This is a genomic window from Nakamurella leprariae (genome assembly GCF_016918035.1).
Classification (GTDB): Bacteria; Actinomycetota; Actinomycetes; order Mycobacteriales; family Nakamurellaceae; genus Nakamurella; species Nakamurella leprariae.
The window spans coordinates 105231-129794 of sequence record NZ_JAERWK010000025.1 but is presented as its reverse complement, the minus strand read 5'-3'; the positions used below and the strand labels follow the sequence as shown (position 1 = coordinate 129794).

Here is a 24564-nt window from a genome sequence, read left to right as displayed (position 1 = left end):
ATGTCGCTCACGATGCGGCGACCGGACGCAGCGACGGCGGCAGGGACTCGTCGTGGACGGGCGCTCCCGGCCAGAACGGCAGCCCGGCGCCCGGCACCAGCTCGCGGGCGAACGCCAGCGGACCGATCGTGGCCGGGTCCGCGGCCACGTCGAACCTGGGCGTGTAGCCGGTCGACAGGTACAGCGCCCGCGCCTCCGGCTGCCGGGGACCGGTGGTCAGGTGGATCCGGGTGTACCCGAGCTGCCGTGCGGCCGTTTCCAGCTCGGCCATCAGCCGGCGGGACAGGCCGCGGCGGCGGTGCCGGGACGCGGTCCACACCCGCTTCACCTCGGCGGTCAGCGCGTCGTCCGTCCGGTACCGGCGCAGCGCACCGCCGGCCACCACCTCACCGTCCTCGGACAGCAGCAGGAAGGTGCCATGCGGCGGCAGGAAGTCGGTCGGGTCGACCTCGGTCAGGTCGGTGAACTGGTTGTCCATCGCGTACCGGGTGCTGTACTCGACGATCAGGTCCTGCAGCAGCGGGCGGAGCCGCGGATCGTCGACGTGCACCTGCTCGACGAGCAGGTCCGGGGCGCCGGCGACCGGCGAGATCCGGGTCGGCCGGCGCTCGGCGGCGCGGGCCGCGGCCGGGGCGTCGGGGCGCAGCGCACCGACGAAGGCGCTGATCGCGTGAGTGACATCGGCGGCGGCGTCCGGATCGATGAGGAGACCGCCGTCCGGGAACACCGAGAGAACACCGGTGACGAGCTGCGCGCTCAGGCTGACCGAGCGGGCCCCGGCCGCGGTCAGCCGCGCGGCCACCGGCTCGCGGACGGACGGATCCGAGGCGGCGGCGCCGGTGAGGAACAGCAGCACGGGCTTGTCCCGCAGCACGCCGGTCCGGTCCAGGGCGAGCAACCGGTCGAGGGTGTCGGCCGAGCGGGGCGCGGCGACGACCACGGCGTCGGCCTCCGCGACCGAGGTCAGCGCCGCGGTCACGGAGACACCCGCGTGGTCGGCCGGCTCGGCGCTCGGGTCGGGCAGGTGACGCACCGTCAGCGACTCCACCGAGTGGCCCAGGACGGCGAACCGACGGCGCACGTAGGTGGCCAGGGCATCGACGTCCGGGTCGCCGGCCGGGCCGGCGGCGACGGACAGCATCCTCAGGACGGGCGAGGTGTGGGCTGACTGGCGGGGCTGCGCGGGCACGGACGCTCTCCTCCTCCGCCGACGACCGGCGGACCGATGGTGCAGGGGTCGGGGTCAGCCGACCCGGGACAGTGCTGGGCGCGACAGGGAGAACAACTCGCGGGCCGCAGAGATTTCTTCGGATCGGATGACGCCGATGCCGGCGGGCACCCGGTCACCGCCGACCAGCCCGGCGATGAGCTCGCCGATGACCGGGGTGAACTTGAAGCCGTGCCCGGAGAAGCCGGCGGCCACGGTGATCGGCCCCTGGCGGTCGATGATGAAGTTGTGGTCACCGCTGGTCGTGTACAGGCAGCTCATCGGGGCCGCGGTGGCCGGCTGGACGCCGGGCAGCCAGGTGGCGACGTACTCCTGCAACCGGGTCAGCCGGGCCGGGTCGACCGGGATGCGGTGATCGGGATCGACGACCGGACCGGTGCCGTGCTCCCCCACCTTCACGCCCTCGACCGCGCCCAGCCCGTAGATGCCGGGACCGTCGTACTCGAGGCCGGGGTGGTGCAGGAACGCCGGCCACTCGTCGGTCGGCGCCTGCCCGGGGCGGGCCAGGAAGTGCGCGGGCTGCTCCTGGGTGGTGACCAGCGGCGGCAGGCCCTCCGGCAGGAGCGACGCGGCGAGCCGCGGGCTCCAGGCGCCGCCGGCCAGCACCACCTGGTCGGCGTCGATCCGCTCGTCGGCCAACTGCACCCGTACCCCGGAGCCGGACCGGCGCACCGACACCACCGGCGTCGAGTGCCGGACCACCGCACCGAGGCGGGCGGCCTCCTGCTGCAGGGCCCCCACGGACGCGTCCGCGTCCACCCCACCGGCGGCCGGATGGTGCAGCGCCACCGTGTCGAACCGCAGGCCCGGCCAGCGGCGGGCCGCCGCGGCCGGGCTGAGGATGTCGTGCTCGACCCCGCGGGAGCGCAGCACCCGGGCGATGTCGAGCACGGACTGCGGATCGCCGTGGTCGACGGCCCCGGTCCAGCGGAGCAGCCGCGTCCCGGAGGAACGTTCCAGCGCGCGCCACAGGCCCGCCGCCCGGACGGCCAGATCGACGTACCGCGGGTCGGCGTAGCCGTGCCGGAAGATGCGGGAACTGCCGTGGCTGGCGCCCCGGTCGTGCCCGGGACCGAACTGTTCCAGCAAGGTGACCCGGTACCCGTGCCCCGCCAGCCGCCAGGCGGCGGCGCTGCCCATCGCGCCGCCGCCGACGACCACCACGTGGTCCGCGTTGCTGCGACTCATCTCAGCTCGCGGTCTTGGGCAGCCCGGGCGGGTTCAGCTCGGAGCTGTCCACGGCCTCGCTGGTCAAGTTCCACCGCTCGAGAACCTGCTCGTAGGTGCCGTTCTCGATCGTCTCGTTGATCGCCGCCTGGAACGCCTCGGCCAGGCCATTGCCCTTGAGGGTCAGCGTGGCGATCTCGCCCTGCAGCGCGTCGCCCGCGCCGGAGAAGACGCCGGTCACCTCGGTCTCGCCGGTGGAGGCCGCGTGGTACTGGGCCGTCGGGTTCGGGCCGAAGTAGGCGTCGATCCGGCCGGAGCCCAGTGCCAGGTAGTAGTCCGAGGCGTTCTGGTAGTACTGGATGTCCGTCGGCTCCAGGCCGGCGGCGACGTTGGCGTCGCTCCAGTCCACCAGCAGCTTCTCCTGGTTGGTGCCGGACCCGACGCCGATCTTCAGGCCGGCGACGTCCTTGGGCTCGGTGATCGAGACCCCGGAGTCCTGCTGCACCTCGAAGGCCAGGTTGTCGTTCCGGTAGGTGGCGAAGTCGTACTTCTCCTTGCGCTCCTCGGTGACGGTCACGTTCAGGATGAACACGTCCGCCTCCCCCGAGTCGATGCGCACGAAGTTCTGCGCCCAGTCGGCCGCGGAGTACTCGACCTCCAGGCCCAGCACGTCGGCGAACAGGTACGCGAAGTCCGGCTCGGAGCCGATGATCGTCTCGTCGTCGTCGGCGTAGAAGGCCAACGGCGGGGCGGTGCCCACGGTGCCGGTCACGTGCAACGTGCCGCGATCGCGGATCTCCTGGGGCACCAGCGCGGCGATGGCGTCGACCTTGGGCGTGGTGATCCGGTCTTGCTCGGGGGTCAGGTTGAAGGTGACCGCGGCCTGGGCGTCGGTGGTGCCGGCCGTGCTGCCGGCGGTGCTGCCGGCGGTGCTGGACGAACCGGCCGCGGAGGAACCGGTGCTGCTGCTCTGCTCGCTGCCGGACGACGAGCCGCCGCAGGCGCTGATCGCCAGGGCAGCCGCGGTCAGGACCGCGCCGACGGCGAAGAGGCGACGAGGACGGGATGACATCGGGTGGGTCCTTCCGGGGGATCCGGGGGTGAGCCGGATACGGGCGCGGCCGTCCGAGCGGACGGTCACGGGCGGGGATGGTGAGGTGGCGACCGGGACCGGCCGCGGGACGGCGTGCGTCAGAGCACGCGGGAGATGAAGGTGCGGGTGCGCTCGTGCTGGGGGGCGTCGAGCACCTGCTGCGGCGGGCCCTGCTCGACGATCACGCCGGCGTCCATGAAGACCACGGTGTCGGCGACCTCACGGGCGAAGCCGATCTCGTGGGTCACCACGATGAGCGTGGTGCCGTGGTGGGCGAGCTGTTTGATGACGGCGAGCACCTCGCCGACCAGCTCCGGGTCGAGCGCCGAGGTCGGCTCGTCGAACAGGATGACCTTGGGGCGCAGGGCCAGCGCCCGGGCGATGGCCACCCGCTGCTGCTGGCCACCCGAGAGCTGACGCGGGTAGGCGTCGGCCTTGTCGGCCACGCCCACCCGCTCGAGCAGGGCCCGGGCCTCGGTCTCGACCTCGGCCCGGTTGCGCTTCTGGGCGGAGACGGGCGCCTCGACCACGTTCTGCAGCACCGTGAGATGCGGGAACAGGTTGAAGTTCTGGAACACGAACCCGATCGACGAACGCTGGTGCAGGACCTCCCGCTCGGAGAGCTCGTGCAGCCGGTTGCCCTTCTGCCGGTAGCCGATCAGCTCGCCGTCCACCTTGATCAGGCCGGTGTCGACCCGCTCCAGGTGGTTGATCGCCCGCAGCAGGGTCGACTTGCCGGAGCCGGACGGACCCAGGATCACCGTGACCTCGCCGCGGCGGACCTGCAGGTCGATGCCGCGCAGCACCTCGAGGCTGCCGAAGGTCTTGTGCACGCCGAGGATCTCGACGGCGTACTCGCTCGTCACCGCGGTCGCTCCGGCGCTCATCGGGCGTCACCGGCCCGGGTCGGGGTGCGACCGGTGGTGGCGGTGTCCAGGAAGGTCCGGATCCGCGTGCGGGCCTTCTGCCAGGGGGTGAGCGGCAGCGATCGAGCCGACCCCCGTGCGTAGTGCCGCTCGATGTAGTACTGGCCGATGGACAGCAGCGTGGTCAGCACGATGTACCAGACGGTGGCCACCATGAGCAGCGGCACCACCCGGCCACTGCGGCCGTAGATGACCTGCACCTGGTAGAAGAGCTCGGCGATGGCCATGGTCGAGACGATCGAGGTGCCCTTGAAGAGGCTGATGACCTCGTTGGCCGCGTTCGGCAGGATGGCCCGCATCGCCTGTGGCATCACGATCTTGAAGAACTGGCGTCGCTTCGGGATGCCCAGTGCTGCAGCCGCTTCCAGCTGTCCCGCGTCCACCGAGATGATGCCGGCCCGAATGATCTCGGCAGAATACGCCGCCTGGTGCAGGGCCAGACCGATGACCGCCGCCATCATCCCGCTGATCACGTCGTTGACGTCGAACTCGACGAACGCCGGACCGAACGGCACGCCGATCGACAGTGTCTTGTACAGGTAGGCGATGTTGAACCAGAACAGCAGCTGGACGATCAGCGGGATCGACCGGAACGCCCAGATGTAGGTCCACGAGACCACCTGCAGCACCGGGTTCTTCGACAACCGGGCCGCGGCCAGCCCGATGCCCAGGGCGAAGCCGAGGACGGTGCCGTAGACCGTCAGCTGCACCGTCATCCACAGCGCCTTGAGCACTGATGCGGCCGTGAAGTACTGGGCGAAGGTGCCCCAGTCCCAGCCGGGGTTGGTGACCAGCCCGTGGATGAACTGGGCGACCACGATCGCCACGGCGACCGCGGCGACCCAGCGCCACGGGTGCCGCGAGCGCACCACGACCAGGTGTTCAGGCTCGACAGCGGCGCCCGGCGGACCGGACGGCGCCAGGCCCGGGCTGGGTGACGCCGGTGCCGCAGACTGCGGCGCCGGTATGGTTCGACTCACGATGCGGTCCTTGGGGTTCCGAGCGCCGACCGGCGACGTGCGCGCACGGGTCGGCTGCCCTGATCAGGCGGAGGAGACGGTCACGGACGCCGGCGTACGGGCCGGCGCTGACAGTGCAGGTGCAGGAGGGCAGTCAGACGCGACAGAGCGCGCTGTCACTGCGGCAGAGGTCGATGTGCCGACAGCTCACACCGAGCAGGTCCTGCGCCGTCCACCGCTGGGCGGTGCCCACGGTTCGTGCCACGTCGGATCCGTCCTCGTTCCAGGGACCCGAGGGCTTCGGGTCCGCGCTTGCGGCGCGCGAGGCGCGACCGCCCGGTCCTCACCCGGAGCACCCCGCCGCGGAAGGAGGGTTGCCGTCCAGCGAGCCGGGGCTGTGCGCTGGAACTCATGACCTGGACAGGACAGTAGGTCGCCGCGGCGACGACGTCAACCGGGCACCGGGCACAGCCCGGTGGCACCGGTGGCGAGAGCGGTTGTGACGCTGCCCATCACGCGGCCATCACGGGTTGACGCGATCGACTCCTGCGCTCTAGCTTCCGACTCGGTCATGAGTTCCGGCCCACAGCCCTGGCTGGCCGGACGGCAACCCTCCGGTGGTGGTGGGGTGCCCCAGGTGAGGACCCGGCGGGATCGCCCTGATCCCGCAAGCACCCGTCCGGCCGCCGGCCGACCCGCGAGAGGGAGCCCGATGGCTCGCTGCACGATCCGCCAGCTGACCGTGTTGGTCCGTCGCCGCCACGTCGATCTGCACCTGGTGGACAGCGCGCTCTGTCGCGCCTGAGTCGGACCCACCACAGCCCGGGCGCGAGCACGCCCTCATCCCGCCGGTCCGGCGGACGATCCCGAACGGATCCCCCATGCATTCGCCTGCCCTGTTCCTCGCCCTCGAGCTGGACGGTCCGGGTGCCCACCCGGCCGCCTGGACCGCGGCGTCCGGTCCACCCGACCAGCCGGTGCGGCCCGGTGCGCTGCGTGCCGCCGTCCGCGCCGCCGAGACGGCGGGCTACGACCTGATCACTCTCGACGACTCGGCGCTGCCGCCGACCGGATCGCCGGAGGTCCCCGCCCGGCTCGAGGCCGGCACCCGGGCCGCATTCGTGGCCACCACGACCGAGCGGATCGGGCTGGCGCCGACGCTGGCCGTCACCGTGACCGAGCCGTTCCACCTGGCCACCCAGCTCGCGTCGCTCGACCACGCCTCCCGCGGGCGGGCCGCCTGGGTGGTGGCCGCCCCGGCCGACGCCGCCACCCTGGCCACGATCGGGGCCGACCCGCTCACTCCCGCCGAGGTGCAGCGCGAACTGGCCGACGTGATCGCCGTCGCCCGCGACCTCTGGGACTCGTGGGAGGACGACGCGGTCATCAAGGACGCCGCCACCGGCCGGTACCTGGATCCCGACAAAGTCCACCACGTCGACTTCCGCGGCGGCCGGTTCGGCGTCAAGGGCCCGCTCATCACGCCGCGGCCACCGCAGGGACAGGTGCTGGTGCTCGGCGCCGACGATCTCGGGGTCACCGACCAGCTCGACGTCGCGCTGATCGCCGCGGCGGATGCGACCGGCGTCGGCCGCCGCGCCGACGCCGCCCGCCGGGCCGGAGCGCCGTTGGTCTTCGCCGAGGTGGAGGTGGTGCTGGACACCGAGGCCGGACCGGCGACCGCGCGGCTGGCGGCCCTCGACGCGACGACCCCGTGGCCCGGCGGACGACGGCTGCGGCACGTGGGCTCGGCGGCCGCGCTGGTCGACCTGCTCCGCACGCTGGCCGAGCACGTCGACGGCGTCCGGCTGTTCCCGGCCGTGCACGACCTGGACGGCGCCGAACTGGCCGCCCGGGTGCTGCCCGGGCTGGCCGCGGCCGGTCTGCACCGGCCGGACCGGGCCGGCGCCACCCTGCGGGAACGGCTCGGCCTGCCCCGCTCCCCCAGCCGCTTCGCGGCCGACCACCGGACCGACCGCGACCTGGCAGGAGCCCACCGATGACCGGCACTGCGACGACTCCGACCAGTCCCTGGTACGACCCGAACGCCCAGGTCCACCTCGGCGTCTTCTACACGGGCGTGGGGCCGCAGACCATCTGGTCCGATCCGACCGCGGCGGAACAGATGGACATCTCGACCTTCGCCGACCTGGCCCGACTGCTCGAGCGCGGCCTGTTCGACGCATTCTTCCTCGGCGAGGGCCTGCGGGTGCGCGAGAACCGGGGCAGGGTCCATGCGCTCGATGTCGCCGGCCGACCGGACGCGATCACCGTGTTGTCAGCGCTGGCCGGCGCGACCGAGCGGATCGGCCTGGTCGCGACGCAGAACGCCACGTACAACCAGCCCGCCGATCTGGCCCGGCGGCTGGCGTCGCTGGACCTGCTGTCCGAGGGTCGGGCCGGCTGGAACGTCGTGACCACCGACAACGCCTGGACCGGCGAGAACTTCCGGCACGGTGGCTGGCTCGAGCACGACCGGCGCTACGACCGGGCCGCGCAGTTCGTGGACGCGGCCACGGAGCTGTGGGCGAGCTGGGCCGGTGCGCAGACCGCGGCCGTGCAGCGGGACACCGACCTGGTCCGCTTCACGTCCACCGCCACGGTGCCGGGCAGTGCCCAGGGCCGGCCGGTGCTGTTCCAGGCCGGCGACTCCGCCGGCGGCCGGGACCTGGCCGCCAGGCACGCGGATGTCGTGTTCTCGGCCAACACCGACTACGCCGCCGCGCTGGCCTACGCCACCGATCTCCGGGCCCGGTTGGCCGGGTACGGCCGTTCACCCGACTCCGTGCGGATCCTGCCGGGCGCGATGCTGGTGCTCGGATCCACCCCCGCGGAGGCCCGCGACAAGGCCGAGTGGGTCCGCCGCGAGCACATGAACCCGCAGCGCGCCATCGCGTTCTTCGAGCAGTACTGGGGCAAGGACCTGTCGGCCTACGACCCCGACGGGCCGCTGCCCGACATCGACCCGGTCGAGAACGAGCTGGATCCGTCCCGCGGCACCCTGGCCATCGACCAGCGGACCGGCAAGCTGGCCCAGATCGACCGGTGGCGGGCCCAGGCCGCCGAGCAGGGCCTTTCGATCCGGGAGCTCGCGCTCAGCATCGCGGGCGGCCACCGCACCTTCGTCGGCACGCCCAGCGAGATCGCGGACACCTGGACACATTTCGTCCGCACCCGGGTGGTCGACGGGTTCAACCTGGTGCCGTACTTGGTGCCGACCCAGCTGCAGGAGGTCGTCGACACGCTCATCCCCGAACTGCAGGAGCGCGGTGCCTACCGCACCGGGTACACGGGCACGACGCTGCGCGAGCACCTGGACCTGCCGGCAGTGTCCCGCCAGGCGCCCATCGGGCGAGCGGCCGCGACGGTCTGAGGGACGCCCAGCGGGGGCCCGGCGGCGAGCGTGATGGCGCCGCCGGTCCCGCCGTCGGGTCACTCCGCCGCGGCCAGCGCCTCCCGGGTGGCGTCCGCGGTCAGCTCGGCGCCGTACGCGGGCCGGTCCCGGTCGAACCGGCGCCCCTCGCGCAGCGGCCCGGCGTCGACCGTGTCGAAGCCGAACGAGTCGATGAGCGCCGCGACGGTGGCCTTGGCCTCGGCGTCATCCCCGGCGATCGGAATGGCGCGACGGGCCGGGTCGCCAGCCGGCTTGCCCTCGCTGACGATGTGCAGCGCCTGGATCGCGTTGAACGCCTTGACCACTCGCGCGCCGGTCAGGTGGTCGGCGAGCAGCTCGCTCGGCGTGGTGCTGCCGTCGTCGATCTGCGGGAAGCGGCCGTCACGCTCGAAGTAGTAGTTGTTGGTGTCGATGACCACCTTGCCGGCCAGTGGCGCCGTCGGGACCTGGTCGTAGGCCTTGAACGGCACCGTGACGACCACGATGTCGCCCGCCTCCGCCGCCTCCTGGGCAGTCGCCGCGCGCGCCGGGTCGCCGAGCTCCGCGACCAGGTCGGTCAGGGTCTCCGGACCTCGACTGTTGCTGAGCACCACCTGATGCCCGTTCGCGATCGCCTGCCGGGCGATCGCCGTGCCGATGTTGCCACTGCCGATGAGTCCGATCGTCGTCATGACCGGAGCAACCCACCCGGGCGTGATCCGATTCCCGAGCCGGTGCCGTCGCGGGCACCATGGTCGGCGGGAAGCACCGTCGGAGGAGTCGGGTCCTGGTCGAGCAGCTCGACGTACTGATCATCGGGGCCGGGCTGTCCGGCATCGGGGTCGCCGCACCCTGACGACGCCCCTGCCGGGGAAGCGCATCGCCGTGCTGGAGGCCCGGGGCGTCTCGGGTGGCACCCGGGACCTCTTCCGCCACCCGGGCCGTGCGGTCCCACTCCGAGATGCGGGCCTACGGGTTCGACTTCACGCCGTGGCGGGACGAGCGGTCCTCGCCGACCGGGCTCGCATCCTGGCCTCGCCGCCGCCGGGCGCGTGGAACCCCGACCTCGCCGTCCGTCAGGACGTGCGCCACTGCCCCGTCACCGGGGCGAGCCACACGCCGACCAGCGCATCGGTGACGCCGTCGGCGCACTCGGCCCAGGTGGCACGCGGCGTCGGCAGCCCCCGGGCCACCGCCGCCTCCCGTTCAGCGAAGGCCTGTACCACCAGCAGCCGCGCCAGGTCGCTGCGCTCCGCCCGGACCGGCTCCGGCAGATCGGGCACGCACCGTCCCAGGCCCTCGACCAGGACCGCGATGGTCCGCGTCCCCGAGGCCGCCTCCAGCACGGCGGCGCGACGCCGCGGGTCCGTGGTCAGTTGCGCGGCCAGGCGGGCGTACCAGGTCGGGACGCCCAGCTGCTCGAGGTGCTCGGCCAGCGGCCGGACCAGGCAGTCCAGCCAGCTCCGGATGTCGGTCGGGTCGCCCATCCCGGCCAGCGATCGGCGGCGGATGTCGTCGATGGGCACGGCGTGCCGCAGCACGACCGCCCGCACCAGATCGGCCGAGGTGCCGAAGTGGTAGGCGATCGCCGCGTTGTTGCCCTGCCCGGCCCCCGCGGTGATCTGCCGGTGCGAGACGTTGTCGATGCCTTGCTCGGCGTAGAGCCGTTCCGCCGCATCGAGCAGCGCGTCACGGGTCGCCCGACTGCGCCCGGAGTACGGCTCGGCGGCTGTGCCGGTCGTCACCCGGACCCCGACTTGTCTCGCATGGCGAAAGATCTTACCGTCAGGCCCGCCATTCCAGACAGCTGACTTACTTCGCCGAGGACCAGACGATGACCACTGCCAGCCCGCCGGCCGACGCCGCCCGGACCTCCCGGTCGTCCGGCGCGATCGTCGCGATCCTGGCGTTGGGCGGGATCTCGGTCTCGCTCATGCAGACGCTGGTCATCCCGATCGTCGGCCAGCTGCCGGCACTGCTGCACACCTCGGCGGCCAACGCCGCCTGGGCGATCACCGCCACCCTGCTGGCCGCCGCCGTGGCCACCCCGATCTCCGGCCGCCTCGGCGACATGATCGGCAAACGGCCGCTGCTGCTGGTCAGCCTCGGCATGATGGTGGCCGGCTCGGTGATCTGCGCGTTCAGCGAGAGCCTGCTGCCGATGGTGATCGGCCGGATCCTGCAGGGCTTCTCGTCCGGCGTCATTCCGCTGGGCATCAGCCTGATGCGTGACGTGCTGCCGCTGGAGAAGCTGGGGTCGGCGACCGCGGTGATGAGCGCCTCGCTCGGCGTCGGTGGCGCGCTCGGCCTGCCCGCCGCGGCCCTGATCGCCGACCACCTGGACTGGCACATGCTCTTCTGGGTCGCCGCCGCACTGGGAGCGGTCGTCTTCGTCCTGGTGCTGACGCTCATCCCGTCGGCCGGCCCGGGCCGCGGCGGGCGGCTCGACGTGACCGGGGCGATCGGCCTGTCGGCCGCGTTGATCCTGTTGTTGCTCGGCATCTCCAAGGGCAAGGACTGGGGCTGGGGCGAGCCCGCCACCCTCGGCTGCCTGATCGGCGGCCTGGCCCTGGCCCTGGTCTGGGGCTGGTACGAGCTGCGCACCGAGCAGCCGCTGGTCGACCTGCGGACCACCGCACGCCGGCAGGTGCTGCTGACCAACTTGGCCTCGGTGATGTTCGGCTTCTCCATGTTCGCCCAGTCACTGGTCTTCCCGCAGCTCATCCAGTTGCCGGCCGAGACCGGGTACGGACTGGGCCGGTCCATGCTGACCGCGGGCGTGGCCATGATCCCGGGCGGCGTGGTCATGCTGCTCACCGCGCCGATCTCGGCCATGGTCTCCCGCCGGTACGGCGCCAAGATCAGCCTGATGATCGGCGCGGTCGGAGTGGCCGCCGGCTACGCGCTCGGCCTGGTCATGATGGACGCCGTCTGGCAGCTGTCCGTCGTCAGCGGCGTCATCGGTGCCGGTGTCGGCTTCGCCTACGGCTCGATGCCGGCCCTCATCATGGGCGCCGTCCCGATCAGCGAGACCGCGGCCGCCAACAGCTTCAACACCCTGGTCCGGTCGATCGGCAGCTCGGCGTCCAGCGCCGTGGCCGGCATGGTCCTGGCCTCCTCCGCGGTGATCGTCGGCAGCGTCAGCATCCCGGCCGAGGGCGGGTTCCGGGTGATCCTGGCGTTGGCGTCCGGCGCCGCTCTGGTCGCGCTGGTCGTCGGCGTGTTCCTGCCGGGGCCGGCACGCCCGGGCGCCGTCGCCTCCGGACGGCACCGCGCCGGTCGGGTCGGGTCCGGGGCGCGCTGACCCCGGTCAGGCCGGTCCGGCGAGCACCCGGACCGGCCGGCCCATCATCCAGGCCATCACGTCCTCCACCGCCTGCCCGTACCCGATCGCGTAGGCCTGGCGGGAGACGAACCCGAGATGCGGGCTGAGCACCGTGTTCGGGGTGGTGAGCAGAGGGTGGTCCGGCGGCAGCGGCTCGGTGTCGAAGACATCCAGGGCCGCCCCGGCGATGCGGTGCTCGTGCAGCGCCAGGACCAGTGCGGCCTCGTCGACCACCGGGCCGCGGGAGGTGTTGACCAGGAACGCGTCCGGCCCGAGCAGGTCGAGCTCGCGGGCGCCGATGAGGCCGCGGGAGTCCTCGGTGAGCGGGACGTGCACGGTGAGCACGTCGCTGCGCCGGCACAGCTCGTCCAGCTCCACCCGGGTGGCGCCGTGCTCGGCGGCCCGGGCGTCGGTGAGCGAGCGGCTCCAGGCCAGCACCTGCATGCCGAAGACCTGCCCGATGGCGGCGATCCGGGCGCCGAGCCGGCCCAGCCCGACGATGCCCAGCGTGCTGCCGTGCAGCTCCAGCGGCAGCCCGACCTGCCAGCGGCCGGCCCGGACCGCGCGGTCCTCGGCCGGGACGCCCCGGACGACGGCCATGATGAGCGACCAGATCCCCTCGACCGTGCCGGTGGGTGTCAGTTCGGCGCCGCAGACGGTGATCCCGCGGGCGACGGCCGCATCCAGGTCGATGGACCTGTTCTGCATGCCGGTGGTGACGATGAGCCGCAGCCGCGGGAGCCGGGCCAGCAGGTCCGCGGGCAGCGGCGTCCGCTCCCGCATCAGCACCACCGCGTCGAACGCGGCCAGCCGCTCGGCCACGGCGTCCGGATCGGCCAGGTGGTCCGCGAACGCCACCACCTCGACCTCGTTGCCCAGCGGCATCCAGTCGGCGATGTCGAGGGCGACGCGCTGGTAGTCGTCCAGGACGGCGACGCGCAGCGGCGCGCTCATCCGGCTCGATGGCAGATCGGCAGCGGGATCGGCGGGGTTCGTGCCGGCATCGGTCATCACTGCACCGTGCCACGCTGACACCGGCGCGGCCTGGGCAGGCCCGGGTCAGACCCCGACCAGCGCCGTGTCGCCCGCCCAGCTCTTGCGCCAGGTGACGTCGCCGGCGGCGAGCTCGGCGCCGCACGCGGTACACCGGTCCGGGCCGGCGGTGACCGCGCCGCAGGCGGTGTGCACCACGTCCATGTGCACGGCGGGGTCGGCGTGCGGCCGGTGCCGCTCCCCCCACTGGGCCAGGGCGTTCAGCACCGGGAGCAGCTCCGCGCCCGCCTCGGTGAGCCGGTACTCCTGCCGGGTCCGCCCGCCGTCGCGGTACGGCTCCCGGCGCAGCAGCCCGGCCTCGACCAGGTGCGCAAGCCGCCGGCTCAGCACGTTGTCCGCCACGGACAGGCTGCGCCGGAAGTCCTCGTAGCGACGGGCGCCCTGCAGCGCCTGCCGCAGCACCAGCAGCGCCCAGGGGTCCCCCACCACGTCGAGCGAGCGGGCGATCGGGCAGCGGTCACCGGACCAGTCCGAACGCAGTGGCATGGGTGTCTCCTCCGGTCGACGCATCTGGCTTGCTCCAGAGAAGCCAGCCGTCCTATCGTACGGCCGCGCGGCCCTGACCGGACCGCCGAGTGCTGAGGAGACCGCATGGCCGGAGCAGGGACGTCGACGGTCCGGACGGCTGGTCGCCGCCGCCGTCGCGTGCATCCGGCGATCGTGGTCGCCGTCGTGGCCTTCGTCGCCCTCATTGGTGCGGCCGGGTTCCGGGCGGCGCCGGGCGCGTTCATCGTGCCGCTGCAGGAGGAGTTCGGCTGGTCCCGCAGCGTGCTGTCGCTGGCGGTCGGGGTCAACCTGGTGCTGTTCGGGCTGACCGCGCCGTTCGCCGCCGCCCTGATGGACCGGTTCGGCATGCGTCGCGTGGTGGCGATCGCCCTCACCTGTGTCGCCGCCGGCAGCGCGGCCAGCATCGCGGTGACGGCCAGCTGGCAGCTGGTGCTGCTGTGGGGCGTGCTCATCGGGCTCGGCACCGGCAGCATGGCCCTGGTCTTCGCGGCCACGGTGGCCAACCGCTGGTTCCACACCGGCCGCGGCCTGGTCATGGGCGTGCTCACCGCCGGCAGCGCCGCCGGACAGCTGATCTTCCTGCCCGTGGTGGCCACGGTGACCGAGCAGGTCGGCTGGCGCTGGGCGTCCCTGGTGATCGCCGCCGCGGCCCTGGCCGTGGTCCCGCTGGTGCTGCTGTTCCTGCACGACCGTCCCGCAGACCGCGGTCTGCAGCCCTACGGTGCACCGGAACCCGCGCCGCCGACACCGCTCTCGGCCGCGACACCGGCCGACTCCGCCGAGATCCCGATGACGGCCGACGACGTCGCGGCGCCGGAACGCCGCGGTGGCTCGGCGCGGGCCGCCCTGCGGGCGCTGCGGGAGGCGGCCCGGCACCGCACCTTCTGGGCCCTGGCCGGCGGATTCGCCATCTGCGGCGCCACCACCAACGGGATCATCGGCACCCACTTCATCCCGGCCGCGCACGACCACGGCATGGCCGAGACCACGGCCGCCGGGCTGCTCGCCCTGGTCGGCGCGTTCGACATCGTCGGCACCATCGCCTCGGGGTGGCTCACCGACCGGTTCGATCCGCGGGTGCTGCTCGCGGTCTACTACGGCTTCCGCGGTGTCGGCCTGGTCATGCTGCCCGGCCTGCTCTCGGACTCCGTCCATATCAGCATCCTGGCCTTCGTCATCGTCTACGGCCTGGACTGGGTCGCCACCGTCCCTCCGACCGTCGCGCTGTGCCGACAGGCGTTCGGTGACAACGGCACCATCGTGTTCGGCTGGGTCTTCGCCGCCCACCAGCTCGGCGCGGCCGCGGCCTCGGTCGGCGCCGGTGTCATCCGCGACGTCTCCGGCACCTACACGGTGGCCTGGTTCGGCGCCGCGGCCATGTGCCTGATCGCCGCACTCATCTCGTTCCAGATCCGGCCGCTGCCGACGGGTCGGACCGGCGCGCGGGTGGGCGGGCCGAGGCGCTGATTCCGCTCAGCGGTCGTACTGCGCCAGGAACGGTCACTCGGCCGCGCCCATCCGGGGCAGCACCTCCATGAGCTGGAGCCACGACGGGTACGGCGGCACGGGACGACTGACCCGCTCGATCCGCTCCTGCTCCGCGGCCGAGAGCACCAGCTGCGCGCCGGCCAGGCTGTCGACCAACCTGTTCCCGTCGCGTCGCCCCGACGACGAGCGAGGTGACACCCGGCCGGGACAGCGTCCAGGCCAGCGCCACCTGCGCGGCCGTGACGCCGCGCTCCCGCCCGACCGCGACCAGTTCGTCGACGATGTCGAACAACCGGTCCCGGTCCGGGACCGGAGGGATCCCCAGCGGAGTCGCGTGGCGGCCGCCGTCGGTGGTGCTGTCCCGACGGTACTTGCCGGACAACAGACCTCCGGCCAGCGGGCCCCACACCAGCGTGCCCAGACCCTGATCCGCGGCCATCGGCAGCAGGTCGAACTCGGGGTCGCGGACGTGCGGCGTGTAGTGGATCTGCTGGGCCACCGGCCGCGGCAGGTGCAGCGCGTCCGCCGTGGCCACGTGCTTGACGACCTGCCAGGCCGCGAAGTTCGACACGGCCACGTAGCGGACCTTGCCGGACCGGACGAGAACGTCCAGCGCCGAAAGGGTCTCGACGACCGGGGTGAGGCCGTCCCACATGTGCAGGTGGTAGAGGTCGATGTGGTCGCGCTGCAGCCGCCGGAGGCTGGTCTCGGCGGCGGCCAGGACGTGGTGCCGGCTCGAGCCCCGGTCGTTGGCGGTCGGGCCGGTGGCCAGGCCGACCTTGCTGGACACCAGCACCTCCGGCGACGGTCGACGCCGCAGCAGGGCTCCGACGATCTCCTCGGACGTCCCGCCGTGGTACGAGTCCGCCGTGTCGACCAGGTTGACCCCGGCGTCGACGGCCTCGTCGAACATGCGCTCGGTGGCGGCCAGGTCGGTCGATCCCACCCGGGTCGCCCGGCCGCCGGTGAACGTGAAGGACCCGAGCGTCACGGTCGAGACGAACAGGCCGCTCGAGCCGAGCCGGCGGAGCTCCACGGGTGCCTCCCACGGTGACACCGGGACGGGCCCGGGATCGCCGACGGTGGGGACGGTAGCCGTCGCGGATGTCGCGCGCGCTGCGCCGGTGCGCCCCCGGCCGGTCACGGCGCCCCCGGCGGCTGTGGTGAGGTGGTCGGGTGCGACTCGCGACCTGGAACGTCAATTCCCTCCGCTCCCGGATCGGCCGCGTCGAGGCGTTCCTGGCCCGCCACGACGTCGACGTCCTGGCCGTGCAGGAGACCAAGTCCCGGGAGGACCAGCTGCCGCTGATGGGGCTGCAGGCCGAGGGCTACGAGGTCGCCGCGGCGGGGACGAACCAGTGGAACGGCGTCGCCATCCTGTCCCGGATCGGCCTCGACGACGTCCAGATCGGGTTCGACGGCATGCCCGGGTGGGGTGAGCCGGAGGCGCCGGAGTCGCGCGCGATCGCCGCGACCTGCGGCGGCGTGCGGGTGTGGTCGCTGTACGTGCCCAACGGCCGCAAGCCCGACGACCCGCACTACACCTACAAGCTGACCTGGCTCGCCGCGCTGCGGACCGCGGCCGCCGGGTGGACGGCCGCCCCCACGGTGCTGGCCGGTGACTGGAACATCTGCCCCACCGACGACGACGTCTTCGACATCAAGCAGTTCGCCAAGTCGACCCACGTCACGCCTCCGGAGCGGGCCGCGTTCGCCGCGTTCGCCGCGGACGGGTGGCACGAGGTGACCCGCGCGCACGCCCCCGGGTACACGTACTGGGACTACTACCGGCAGCGGTTCGAGCGCGACCGCGGCCTGAAGATCGACTTCGCCTACGCCTCGCCGTCGGTGGCCGGGCGGGTGCGGGGCGCCTTCATCGACCGCGACGAACGGGACCCGGCCCAGGGCTCCGGCAGCCCGTCCGACCATGCCCCGGTGGTGCTGGAACTGGCCGACTGATGTCGGGTCAGAGCCAGCCGCGACGCTTGAACATCGCGAACAGCACCGCCGCCGCAGTCACGATCATCACCGCCGACACCGCGAACGCCGCCCAGGTGTTGACGCCCGGGTACTCCACGTTCTGCCCGAAGAACCCGGTGATCGCGGTGGGCACGGCGATGATGGCGGCCCACCCGGTCAGCTTCTTCATCACCGTGTTCAGCCGGGCGTCCGCCAGCGACAGGTTGGTCTCGAAGATGGTGGCCAGCATGTCGCGCAGCGAGTCGGTCCATTCCTGCGCGTGCACCGCGTGGTCGTACAGGTCGTCGAACGCCGCGGCGAGCTCGGCGGACGGGTGCGTGTCCTGCAGCCTGCGGATCAGCGCGCCCACCACGTCCCGCATCGGGACGGCGATCCGGCGCAGATCCACCAGGTTGCGCCGGACCTGGTAGGTCCGCCGCTGCATGTGTTGCCCCGGGCCGGCCTCGTCGAACAAGCCGTCCTCCAGGCTCTCCACCACGTCGTCGAGCTGCTGCGCCGCGTCCAGGTGCCGGTCCACCACCACGTCGAGCAGCCCGTGCACCAGCGCGCCGACCCCGTCCCGCAGCAGTTCCGGGCTGTCCGCCCAGCGTTGCACCACGGCGTCGACGTCGAACGCGGGCGTGCGCACCGTGATGAGCACCCGCCGCAGCACGAACGCCGACACCCGGGTGATGTTCAGCGCCGGCTCCACCTCGTCCGGCGGCGACTTCACCACCGGCGGCACCAGCGCGTAGACCACCAGGAAACTCGACTCGGCGTACCGGGTGACCTTCGACCGCTCCCCCGCCGAGAGCGCGTCCTCCACGGCCTGGGCGGGCAGGCCCAGATCGTCGGCCAGCGCCGACAGCGCCGACGGGCTGGGGTCGACCAGGTCCACCCAGACCAGGGCGTCGTCCTGGTCCAGCAGCGGCCGCACCTCGCCGAGTCCCGGCTGCTGGTCGAGGAGCGTGCCGTGTCGCCACACCGCGATCCGCACGTCGCGTCGATCCACCATGTCGTCCGCCACGGCAACAGTGTGCGCGCCCCGAGGTCCGTTCCAGCCGCGGCACCGCAGCCGGAGCCGGGGTCATCGGAGGGGACCCACCAGGGCCCTGGTCACACCGCGAGGCCGCGTTGCAGGAAGTCCAGGAGCGCGGCGCCGCGCGCGTCGTAGGCGGCGGTGTCCGAGGTGAGCATCAGGGCGAGGCCGGTGCCGCGCAGCTGGGTCACCAGCAGGTCCGCGGTGTCGTCGGCGTCGACGTCGGAGCGGATCGAGCCGTGACCGATCCCGTCGGTGATCAGGGCGGCGAGCAGCCGGCGGAAGTGCTCGTCGCGCTCGAGGAACAACGAGCGCAACGACGGTTGCGAGGTGACGGCCTCGGCCCACATCTGCAGGAACGCCCGGGTGGTGATCTCCTGCCGGCCGACGGCAGCCAGGTACGACTCGACCGTGAGCAGGAGCCGTGGCAGTCCGCGGACATCGGTCTGCGGCGACGCGATCGCCGTCTGGGCGTACTGCGCGGCCCGGGTGAGCAGCTCGTCCCGGCTGCCGAACTGGTGGGTGACGATGCCACGGCTGTATCCCGCCTCGACGCCGACCTTGGCCAGGGTGACGGCGCCCGAGCCGTGGTGGGCGATGAGGCGGAGCGTCGCCTCCAGGACCCGGTGCTCGGTCCGGGCCCGACGCTCGGCCTGGGTCCGCCGTTGCTCTGGCACCTGGTCCTCCCTGACTGATCGATGCACCGGAACTGTGGTTGACAGCCGCTTCGTCCGTGACGCTAACATCCTTGTCATCCAACAAGCTTGTCGCTTGACAAGTTTCTGCCGACCATCAGCTGGGAGCGACATGACCGCGAGCGACGATCGAACACGGCAGCGCGGACCCGCCGAAGTGTCGTTCGGCGGACGCCCGTGACGCCCCGGGTGTTCGTGCACGGCAACCCCGAGACGGACGCCGTGTGGGACCCGATGCTCGACGTGCTGGGCCGCGAGGGCGTCACCTGCCTGTCACCGCCGGGCTTCGGTGCGCACCTGCCGGACGGGTTCGGGACGAGGCTGGACTACCGCGACTGGCTGATCCGCGAGCTCGAGACATTCGATGAGCCGGTCGATCTCGTCGGTCACGATTGGGGCGGCGGCCACGTCGTCGCCGTGGCCATGGCCCGCCCGGACCTGCTGCGCAGCTGGGTCAGTGACGCCATCGGGATCTACCACCCCGAGTACGTCTGGCACGACCTCGCGCAGGTCTGGCAGACCCCGGGAGCCGGAGAGCAGAACGTCGCCGAGCGGTTCGGCGCCCCGGAGCCGGCGCGTGCGGCGGTCATGGAGGCGCGGGGCATCGACCGCGCCGTCGCCGCCCGGCTCGCCGCCGGGCAGGGCGAGGAGATGGGTCGGGCCGTGCTGCGGCTCTACCGCTCGGCGGCCCAGCCCGCGATGGCTGACGCCGGTCGGGACCTCCACCTCGCCGCCGCCCGGCCCGGGCTGTGCGTCCTCGCGGCCGAGGACGACCTCGCCGGGCCGATCACCGCCCGGACCCGCACCGCCGAGCGGGCCGGCGCCCGGACCGCGGTGCTCGAGGGGCTCGGTCACTGGTGGATGGTGCAGGACCCGGCCCGAGCGGCCGGCACGCTCGCCACGTTCTGGGACGGCGTCGGGCGACCGCCGCTCGGCAGCGGCGTCCGCGACGCCTAGAGCGTGACTTCGACGTCCGAGAACAGGATCCGCACGCCGCCGGTCGCCGCGCTCTGCACGCTGGCGAGGAAGGCGCCGGCCTCGGGCGTCGTCACCGCCCGGCTGGCGGTGTCGTAGTCCGGGAACGACAGGTCGAGCATCCGGTACGCCGGGGTCGGCGAACCATCTTCCTTGGGCCACACCTTCGACGACTCCACCGACTGCACGCCGGGCAGAGCCCGAGCGAGGTCGACCTGCGCCCGCGGGTAGGTGCTCTCGAACGACTCCGGATCGACCGGGTTGTCGTAGATCACGGTGATCTTGGTGGTCACGGGCTCTCCTGTGCACAGCGGGCGGCGTGGACGAGTGGTCGGGACCAGCGTGCCCACAGCCGCCGACGACCACCACCCGACCGGTCAGGTCCGATCAGGCCCTCGCCACCAGCACCCGCACCGCGGCGTCCACGCCGGTCCCGGCGGTCACGTCGGCCGAGCCCTCGATGCCGTCCGGCACCGCCCCGGTGGTGACCTCGGTGGCCAGCACCTGGTCGGCCAGCCACTGCCGCCGGCCCTGCACCGCCGCCGCGGCGACCGGGTGCTCGGTCTGCACGGTCAGGGTGATCCGGTCCGAGACGTCCAGGCCCAGCTGCTTGCGCAGGTCCTGCACGCCGCGGGCGACGTCGCGGACCAGGCCGTCGGCGATCAGGTCCTCGTCCAGCTCGGTGGCCAGCGAGACGAAGCCGCCGTCACGCAGCACGCCGATCGCGGCGCCACCGGCTGATCCACGGGCCGAGGCCAGGTCCAGGTTGAACTCGCCGTCCTGCAGGGTGATCCCGCCGCAGACGACGCTGCCGTCGTCGGCGACCGACCAGTCCCCGGCCTTGGACGCCTTGATCACCTGCTGCACCTGCTTGCCGAGCCGGGGACCGGCCGCGCGCGCGTTCACGGTGAGCGTGCGGATGACGCGGTCGTCGTGCTCGGCCAGCTCGGTCAGCTCCACGCTGCGGACGTTGACCTCGTCGCGCAGCACGTCCAGGAACGGCTGCAGCGCCGCGGGCTCCGCCACCGCCACCGTCAGCGACGACAGCGGTTGCCGCACCCGCAGTCTCGCCTCCTTGCGGACGGACAGCGCCACCGACGCGATCTCGCGGACCTGGTCCATGGCCGTCACCGACGCGCGCAGCGCGTCCGAGCTCGGCAGTTCGTCGGCCGTCACCCAGTCGGCCAGGTGCACCGAGCGCCCCCCGGTCAGCCCCCGCCAGATGACCTCACTGGTCAGCGGCAACAGCGGAGCCACCAGCCGGCACACCCGCTCCAGCACGGTGTGCAGGGTGTCGATCGCGTCGACGTCGCCGTCCCAGAACCGCTGCCGGGACCGGCGCACGTACCAGTTGGTCAGCACCTCCAGGTACTCCCGCACCGTCGCGCACGCGCCGGCCAGGTCGTAGGCGTCGAGCTGCCCGGTGACCTCGTCCCGCAGCTGCGCGGTCCGGCCCAGGATGTACCGGTCCATCGGGTCGGTCGAGTCGGTCCGCACCGACCCGGCCACCCCGGCGGCGTTCGCGTACAGGGCCAGGAAGTTCCACGCGTTCCACAGCGGCAGCACCGCCTGCCGGACGCTCTCGCGGATGCCGGCCTCGGTGACGACGAGGTCGCCGCCGCGCAGGATCGGTGAGGACATCAGGAACCAGCGCATCGCGTCGCTGCCGTCCCGCTCGAACACCTCGCCCACGTCCGGGTAGTTGCGGCGGGACTTGGACATCTTGAGACCGTCGTCGCCCAGCACGATCCCGTGCGCGATCACCGTGCGGAACGCCGGCCGGTCGAACAACGCGGTGGCCAGCACGTGCAGCGTGTAGAACCAGCCGCGGGTCTGCCCGTTGTACTCGACGATGAAGTCGCCGGGGTGGTGCTCCTCGAACCAGGTGCGGTTCTCGAACGGGTAGTGCACCTGTGCGTACGGCATCGAACCGGACTCGAACCAGCAGTCCAGCACCTCGGGCACCCGGCGCATGGTCGAGGTGCCGGTCGGGTCGTCGGGGTTCGGCCGGGTCAGCTCATCGATGTACGGGCGGTGCAGGTCGGTGGGCCGCACACTGCGTTCGCTGGTCGACACCCCTTCTCGCTCGTTCCTCGCTCGAAGGATGTCTCCGAAATCCCGCTCCAGCTCGTCCAGCGAGCCGTACACGTCGACCCGCGGGTACGACGGGTCGTCCGAGACCCACACCGGGATGGGCGATCCCCAGAACCGGTTGCGGGAGATCGACCAGTCCCGGGACCCGGCCAGCCATTTGCCGAACTGCCCGTCCCGGATGTGCGACGGCGTCCAGTCGATCTGCTGGTTCAGCTCGACCATCCGGTCGCGGAACTTCGTCACGGCCACGAACCAGGACGACACGGCCCGCTGGATGAGCGGGGTGTCGCAGCGCCAGCAGTGCGGGTACGGGTGGTCGTAGGTCTCCCGCCGGAACAACAGCCCGGCGTCCTTGAGGTCGCCGATGATCTGCGGGTTGGCCTCGAACACCTGCATGCCCTCGTACGGCGGCACCAGGGAGGTGAACCGGCCCTGGGCGTCGACCGGGTTGACCACCACGATGCCGGCGGCGTCGGTCACCGCCTTGTCGTCCTCACCGAAGGCCGGCGCGATGTGCACCACGCCGGTGCCGTCCTCGGTGGTCACGTAGTCGGCCGGCAGCACCTGGTGGGCCGCCGCCCCGCCGGCACCCGGGGCCTGCTCGGTGCCGGTGAAGAAGTCGAACGGCGGGACGTACCGGGTGCCGACCAGCTGGGCGCCGGTCCACCGGCCCAGCTCCTGCGGCTCCTCCCCCAGCTCCCGGGTGTACGCACCGACGCGGGCCGCGGCGAGCAGGTACCGACCCTGACGCGGGGCGTCGTGGCCGGCCTGCACCACCACGTAGTCGACGTCCGGATTCACCGCGGCGGCCAGGTTGGACGGCAGCGTCCACGGCGTCGTGGTCCAGACCAGCGCCTGCGCACCGTCGAGCACCGGGTCGTCGCTGCGCAGCCGCAGCGGCACGGTCACCGCGGGGTCCTGACGCGGCCGGTAGACGTCGTCCATCCGGGTCTCGGTGGCGCTCAGCGGCGTCTCGCAGCGCCAGCAGTACCAGAGCACCCGGTAGCCCTCGTAGACCAGACCCTTGTCCCACAGGGTCTTGAAGGCCCACATCACGGACTCCATGTAGTCCAGATCGAGGGTCTTGTAGTCGCGGGAGAAGTCGACCCAGCGGGCCTGGCGGGTGACGTACTCCTGCCACTCGTGGGTGTAGCGCAGCACCGAGGTCCGGCAGGCGTCGTTGAACTGCTCGACGCCGAGCGCCTCGATCTCCGACTTGTGCTTGATCCCGAGCTGCCGCTCGGCCTCCACCTCGGCGGGCAGGCCGTGGGTGTCCCAGCCGAAGCGGCGCTCCACCCGGCGGCCGCGCATCGTCTGGTAGCGCGGCACCACGTCCTTGACGTAGCCGGTCAGCAGGTGGCCGTAGTGCGGCAGGCCGTTGGCGAACGGCGGACCGTCGTAGAAGACGAACTCGTTGTCGCCGTGCTCCCCGGCCGGGCGCTGGTCGACCGAGGCCTGGAAGGTGCCGTCGGTGCGCCAGAAGTCGAGCACCTGGTGCTCGAGCGCGGGGAAGGACGGGTGCGGGTCGACGCTGTCGGCCCCGGCCCGCGGGTAGCCCCGGGGGGAGCCGGTCGCCGGATCAACGGTGCCGCAGTCAGCGGTCTCGGGCTGGGTCATGTCCTCGTCCTCGCACAGGTCGGTCGATCCACCTGCGAGGACGAGATCCCCACCGGACTCCTCGCCCGGCCGCGGTCCCGCGGTACCACCCCGCTTGCCCGGTGCCCGGCCTCCCGCAGGAGACCCGACGACCGGACCGCTCATCGTCCGGCTGTGACGGGCCGGTCCCGTTCGGGTCTAGTGAGGTCCTCTCGGCGTCAGGAGCTGACGCGCGGTGCGGACCCGTTCTTCCGAAGGCTCCCCGGTGATGGCCGGATCGACGCCGTGCCCAGGATAACGCCGAGCCGGGGCGCACTCATTCCTGGGCGCGCCCCGGCTCGGGACAGGTCGGCGGGCTCGGCGGTCAGCGGGCGGTCACGCCACCGTTGGCGGCGGAGACGTCCGCGTCGGCCAGTGCGCCGGCCTCGTCGGCGTCTTCCCCGTTGGACGCCTGCTCGCGGGTGCCCACGGCGTCCAGCTCACCGAGCTGCTCGTGGATCCACGCCTTGAGCCGGGTGCGGTACTCCTTCTCGTACTCGCGCAGCTCGGCGATGGTGCGCTCCAGCTTCGCGCGCTGCTGGTCGAGGTCGCCCAGCGTGGCCTGCACCTTGGCCTGGGTCTCCGCATCGGTCGTGTCGGCCTTCGCCTGCGCCTCGGTGACCAGCGTGTCGGCCTTGGCCTGCGCCTCGGCGAGCAGCTGCTCCGAGCGGTCCTGCGCCTCGGTGGTCAGCTTGTCGGCGGTCTCCTGCGCGATGGTCAGCAGCCGGGCCGCGTGGGTCGGCGCATCGGCCGCGTCCACCGCGGACGGCTGGGCCGGTGCGGCCGCGATCCCGGGGCCTGCAGTGCCACCGGCGTCGTTGTGCAGCTCGATGAGCCGGGTCAGCTCGGCCTCGACCTTGTCGAGGAAGGCGTCAACCTCGTCCTCGTCGTAGCCGCGCTTTCCGATCGACGGCTTCTTGAACTGGACGTTGTGCACGTCGGCGGGGGTCAACGGCATGGGGCACTCCTCGTGGACTTCTCGGTCGCGACGGCGGTGGCCGGGACCCAGGATGACCCAGGATCCGCCCGGCGGCAGCGCGGGTCGGCT

21 protein-coding genes and 2 riboswitches are annotated in these 24564 nt (G+C 72.7%); of the genes, 6 read left to right on the top strand and 15 right to left on the bottom strand.

Annotated features, from left to right (window positions below; all coding sequences use genetic code 11):
• Window positions 1-7: 7 nt before the first annotated feature.
• The 5 genes from JL106_RS22245 to JL106_RS18470 form a co-directional block, all read right to left on the bottom strand.
• Window positions 8-1189 (bottom strand): GNAT family N-acetyltransferase, encoded by a 1182-nt coding sequence (locus JL106_RS22245; protein WP_205262228.1) that lies wholly within the window; start codon window positions 1187-1189, stop codon window positions 8-10.
• 54 nt (window positions 1190-1243) lie between these two features.
• Window positions 1244-2416, bottom strand: coding sequence for an FAD-dependent oxidoreductase (locus JL106_RS18485; protein ID WP_205262227.1), 1173 nt, complete (start codon window positions 2414-2416; stop codon window positions 1244-1246).
• Between the two features lies 1 nt (window position 2417).
• A complete protein-coding gene (locus JL106_RS18480; protein WP_205262226.1) occupies window positions 2418-3467 on the bottom strand; it encodes an ABC transporter substrate-binding protein in 1050 nt (349 codons plus the stop codon).
• A gap of 119 nt (window positions 3468-3586) precedes the next feature.
• Complete coding sequence (locus tag JL106_RS18475; RefSeq protein WP_205262225.1) at window positions 3587-4375, bottom strand: amino acid ABC transporter ATP-binding protein; 789 nt, start codon at window positions 4373-4375, stop codon at window positions 3587-3589.
• On the bottom strand, window positions 4372-5337 hold the full coding sequence (locus JL106_RS18470) for an amino acid ABC transporter permease (protein WP_236007971.1): 966 nt from the start codon (window positions 5335-5337) through the stop codon (window positions 4372-4374). Before JL106_RS18470 ends, JL106_RS18475 begins: the two co-directional genes overlap by 4 nt.
• A 339-nt stretch (window positions 5338-5676) precedes the next feature.
• Window positions 5677-5790: riboswitch (SAM riboswitch) on the bottom strand.
• A gap of 150 nt (window positions 5791-5940) precedes the next feature.
• A riboswitch (SAM riboswitch) is annotated at window positions 5941-6053 on the top strand.
• 201 nt (window positions 6054-6254) lie between these two features.
• On the opposite strand from JL106_RS18470, the gene JL106_RS18465 reads away from it, so the two are divergent.
• Window positions 6255-7376: an LLM class flavin-dependent oxidoreductase gene (locus JL106_RS18465; protein ID WP_205262223.1), complete on the top strand. Its 1122-nt coding sequence runs from the start codon at window positions 6255-6257 to the stop codon at window positions 7374-7376.
• Window positions 7373-8746 (top strand): NtaA/DmoA family FMN-dependent monooxygenase, encoded by a 1374-nt coding sequence (locus JL106_RS18460; RefSeq protein ID WP_205262222.1) that lies wholly within the window; start codon window positions 7373-7375, stop codon window positions 8744-8746. Before JL106_RS18465 ends, JL106_RS18460 begins: the two co-directional genes overlap by 4 nt.
• A 59-nt stretch (window positions 8747-8805) precedes the next feature.
• Here JL106_RS18460 and JL106_RS18455 read toward each other — a convergent pair whose 3' ends face one another.
• Window positions 8806-9438 carry an NADPH-dependent F420 reductase gene (locus tag JL106_RS18455; protein ID WP_205262221.1) on the bottom strand — a complete coding sequence of 211 codons (633 nt, stop codon included), beginning with the start codon at window positions 9436-9438 and terminating at the stop codon, window positions 8806-8808.
• A 384-nt stretch (window positions 9439-9822) separates the two neighbouring features.
• Complete coding sequence (locus JL106_RS18450; RefSeq protein WP_205262220.1) at window positions 9823-10491, bottom strand: TetR/AcrR family transcriptional regulator; 669 nt, start codon at window positions 10489-10491, stop codon at window positions 9823-9825.
• Between the two features lie 89 nt (window positions 10492-10580).
• Here JL106_RS18450 and JL106_RS18445 point away from each other — a divergent pair, with 89 nt between their 5' ends.
• Window positions 10581-12050: an MFS transporter gene (locus tag JL106_RS18445; RefSeq protein WP_205262219.1), complete on the top strand. Its 1470-nt coding sequence runs from the start codon at window positions 10581-10583 to the stop codon at window positions 12048-12050.
• 6 nt (window positions 12051-12056) lie between these two features.
• On the opposite strand, the gene JL106_RS18440 is transcribed toward JL106_RS18445, so the two are convergent.
• Together JL106_RS18440 and JL106_RS18435 are read right to left on the bottom strand one after the other, a co-directional pair.
• Complete coding sequence (locus JL106_RS18440) at window positions 12057-13013, bottom strand: D-2-hydroxyacid dehydrogenase family protein (protein ID WP_407940202.1); 957 nt, start codon at window positions 13011-13013, stop codon at window positions 12057-12059.
• Window positions 13014-13130: 117 nt separating this feature from the next.
• Window positions 13131-13610 carry a winged helix-turn-helix transcriptional regulator gene (locus tag JL106_RS18435; RefSeq protein ID WP_205262217.1) on the bottom strand — a complete coding sequence of 160 codons (480 nt, stop codon included), beginning with the start codon at window positions 13608-13610 and terminating at the stop codon, window positions 13131-13133.
• A gap of 105 nt (window positions 13611-13715) precedes the next feature.
• Between JL106_RS18435 and JL106_RS18430 the strand changes: the two genes are divergently transcribed.
• Window positions 13716-15098: an MFS transporter gene (locus tag JL106_RS18430; protein ID WP_205262216.1), complete on the top strand. Its 1383-nt coding sequence runs from the start codon at window positions 13716-13718 to the stop codon at window positions 15096-15098.
• Here the strand turns inward: JL106_RS18430 and JL106_RS18425 are convergent.
• Window positions 15028-16155 carry an aldo/keto reductase gene (locus tag JL106_RS18425; protein WP_205262215.1) on the bottom strand — a complete coding sequence of 376 codons (1128 nt, stop codon included), beginning with the start codon at window positions 16153-16155 and terminating at the stop codon, window positions 15028-15030. The two genes, JL106_RS18430 and JL106_RS18425, sit on opposite strands and share 71 nt — an antisense overlap.
• 140 nt (window positions 16156-16295) lie before the next feature.
• Here JL106_RS18425 and JL106_RS18420 point away from each other — a divergent pair, with 140 nt between their 5' ends.
• A complete protein-coding gene (locus JL106_RS18420; protein ID WP_205262214.1) occupies window positions 16296-17078 on the top strand; it encodes an exodeoxyribonuclease III in 783 nt (260 codons plus the stop codon).
• 7 nt (window positions 17079-17085) lie between these two features.
• Here JL106_RS18420 and JL106_RS18415 read toward each other — a convergent pair whose 3' ends face one another.
• Both JL106_RS18415 and JL106_RS18410 read right to left on the bottom strand, forming a co-directional pair.
• Complete coding sequence (locus tag JL106_RS18415; RefSeq protein ID WP_205262213.1) at window positions 17086-18105, bottom strand: magnesium transporter CorA family protein; 1020 nt, start codon at window positions 18103-18105, stop codon at window positions 17086-17088.
• Window positions 18106-18194: 89 nt separating this feature from the next.
• The gene (locus tag JL106_RS18410) at window positions 18195-18794 is read right to left on the bottom strand and encodes a TetR/AcrR family transcriptional regulator (protein WP_205262212.1); all 600 of its coding nucleotides are present in this window, start codon (window positions 18792-18794) and stop codon (window positions 18195-18197) included.
• 195 nt (window positions 18795-18989) lie between these two features.
• Here JL106_RS18410 and JL106_RS18405 point away from each other — a divergent pair, with 195 nt between their 5' ends.
• Window positions 18990-19769, top strand: a complete 780-nt coding sequence (locus JL106_RS18405) for an alpha/beta fold hydrolase (RefSeq protein ID WP_328842582.1) — start codon at window positions 18990-18992, stop codon at window positions 19767-19769.
• Here the strand turns inward: JL106_RS18405 and JL106_RS18400 are convergent.
• The 3 genes from JL106_RS18400 to JL106_RS18390 form a co-directional block, all read right to left on the bottom strand.
• The gene (locus tag JL106_RS18400) at window positions 19766-20080 is read right to left on the bottom strand and encodes an EthD family reductase (RefSeq protein ID WP_205262211.1); all 315 of its coding nucleotides are present in this window, start codon (window positions 20078-20080) and stop codon (window positions 19766-19768) included. The two genes, JL106_RS18405 and JL106_RS18400, sit on opposite strands and share 4 nt — an antisense overlap.
• Window positions 20081-20174: 94 nt before the next feature.
• Window positions 20175-23498 (bottom strand): isoleucine--tRNA ligase, encoded by a 3324-nt coding sequence (ileS, locus tag JL106_RS18395; RefSeq protein ID WP_205262210.1) that lies wholly within the window; start codon window positions 23496-23498, stop codon window positions 20175-20177.
• Between the two features lie 343 nt (window positions 23499-23841).
• Window positions 23842-24474 (bottom strand): DivIVA domain-containing protein, encoded by a 633-nt coding sequence (locus JL106_RS18390; protein ID WP_205262209.1) that lies wholly within the window; start codon window positions 24472-24474, stop codon window positions 23842-23844.
• Between the last annotated feature and the right edge of the window lie 90 nt (window positions 24475-24564).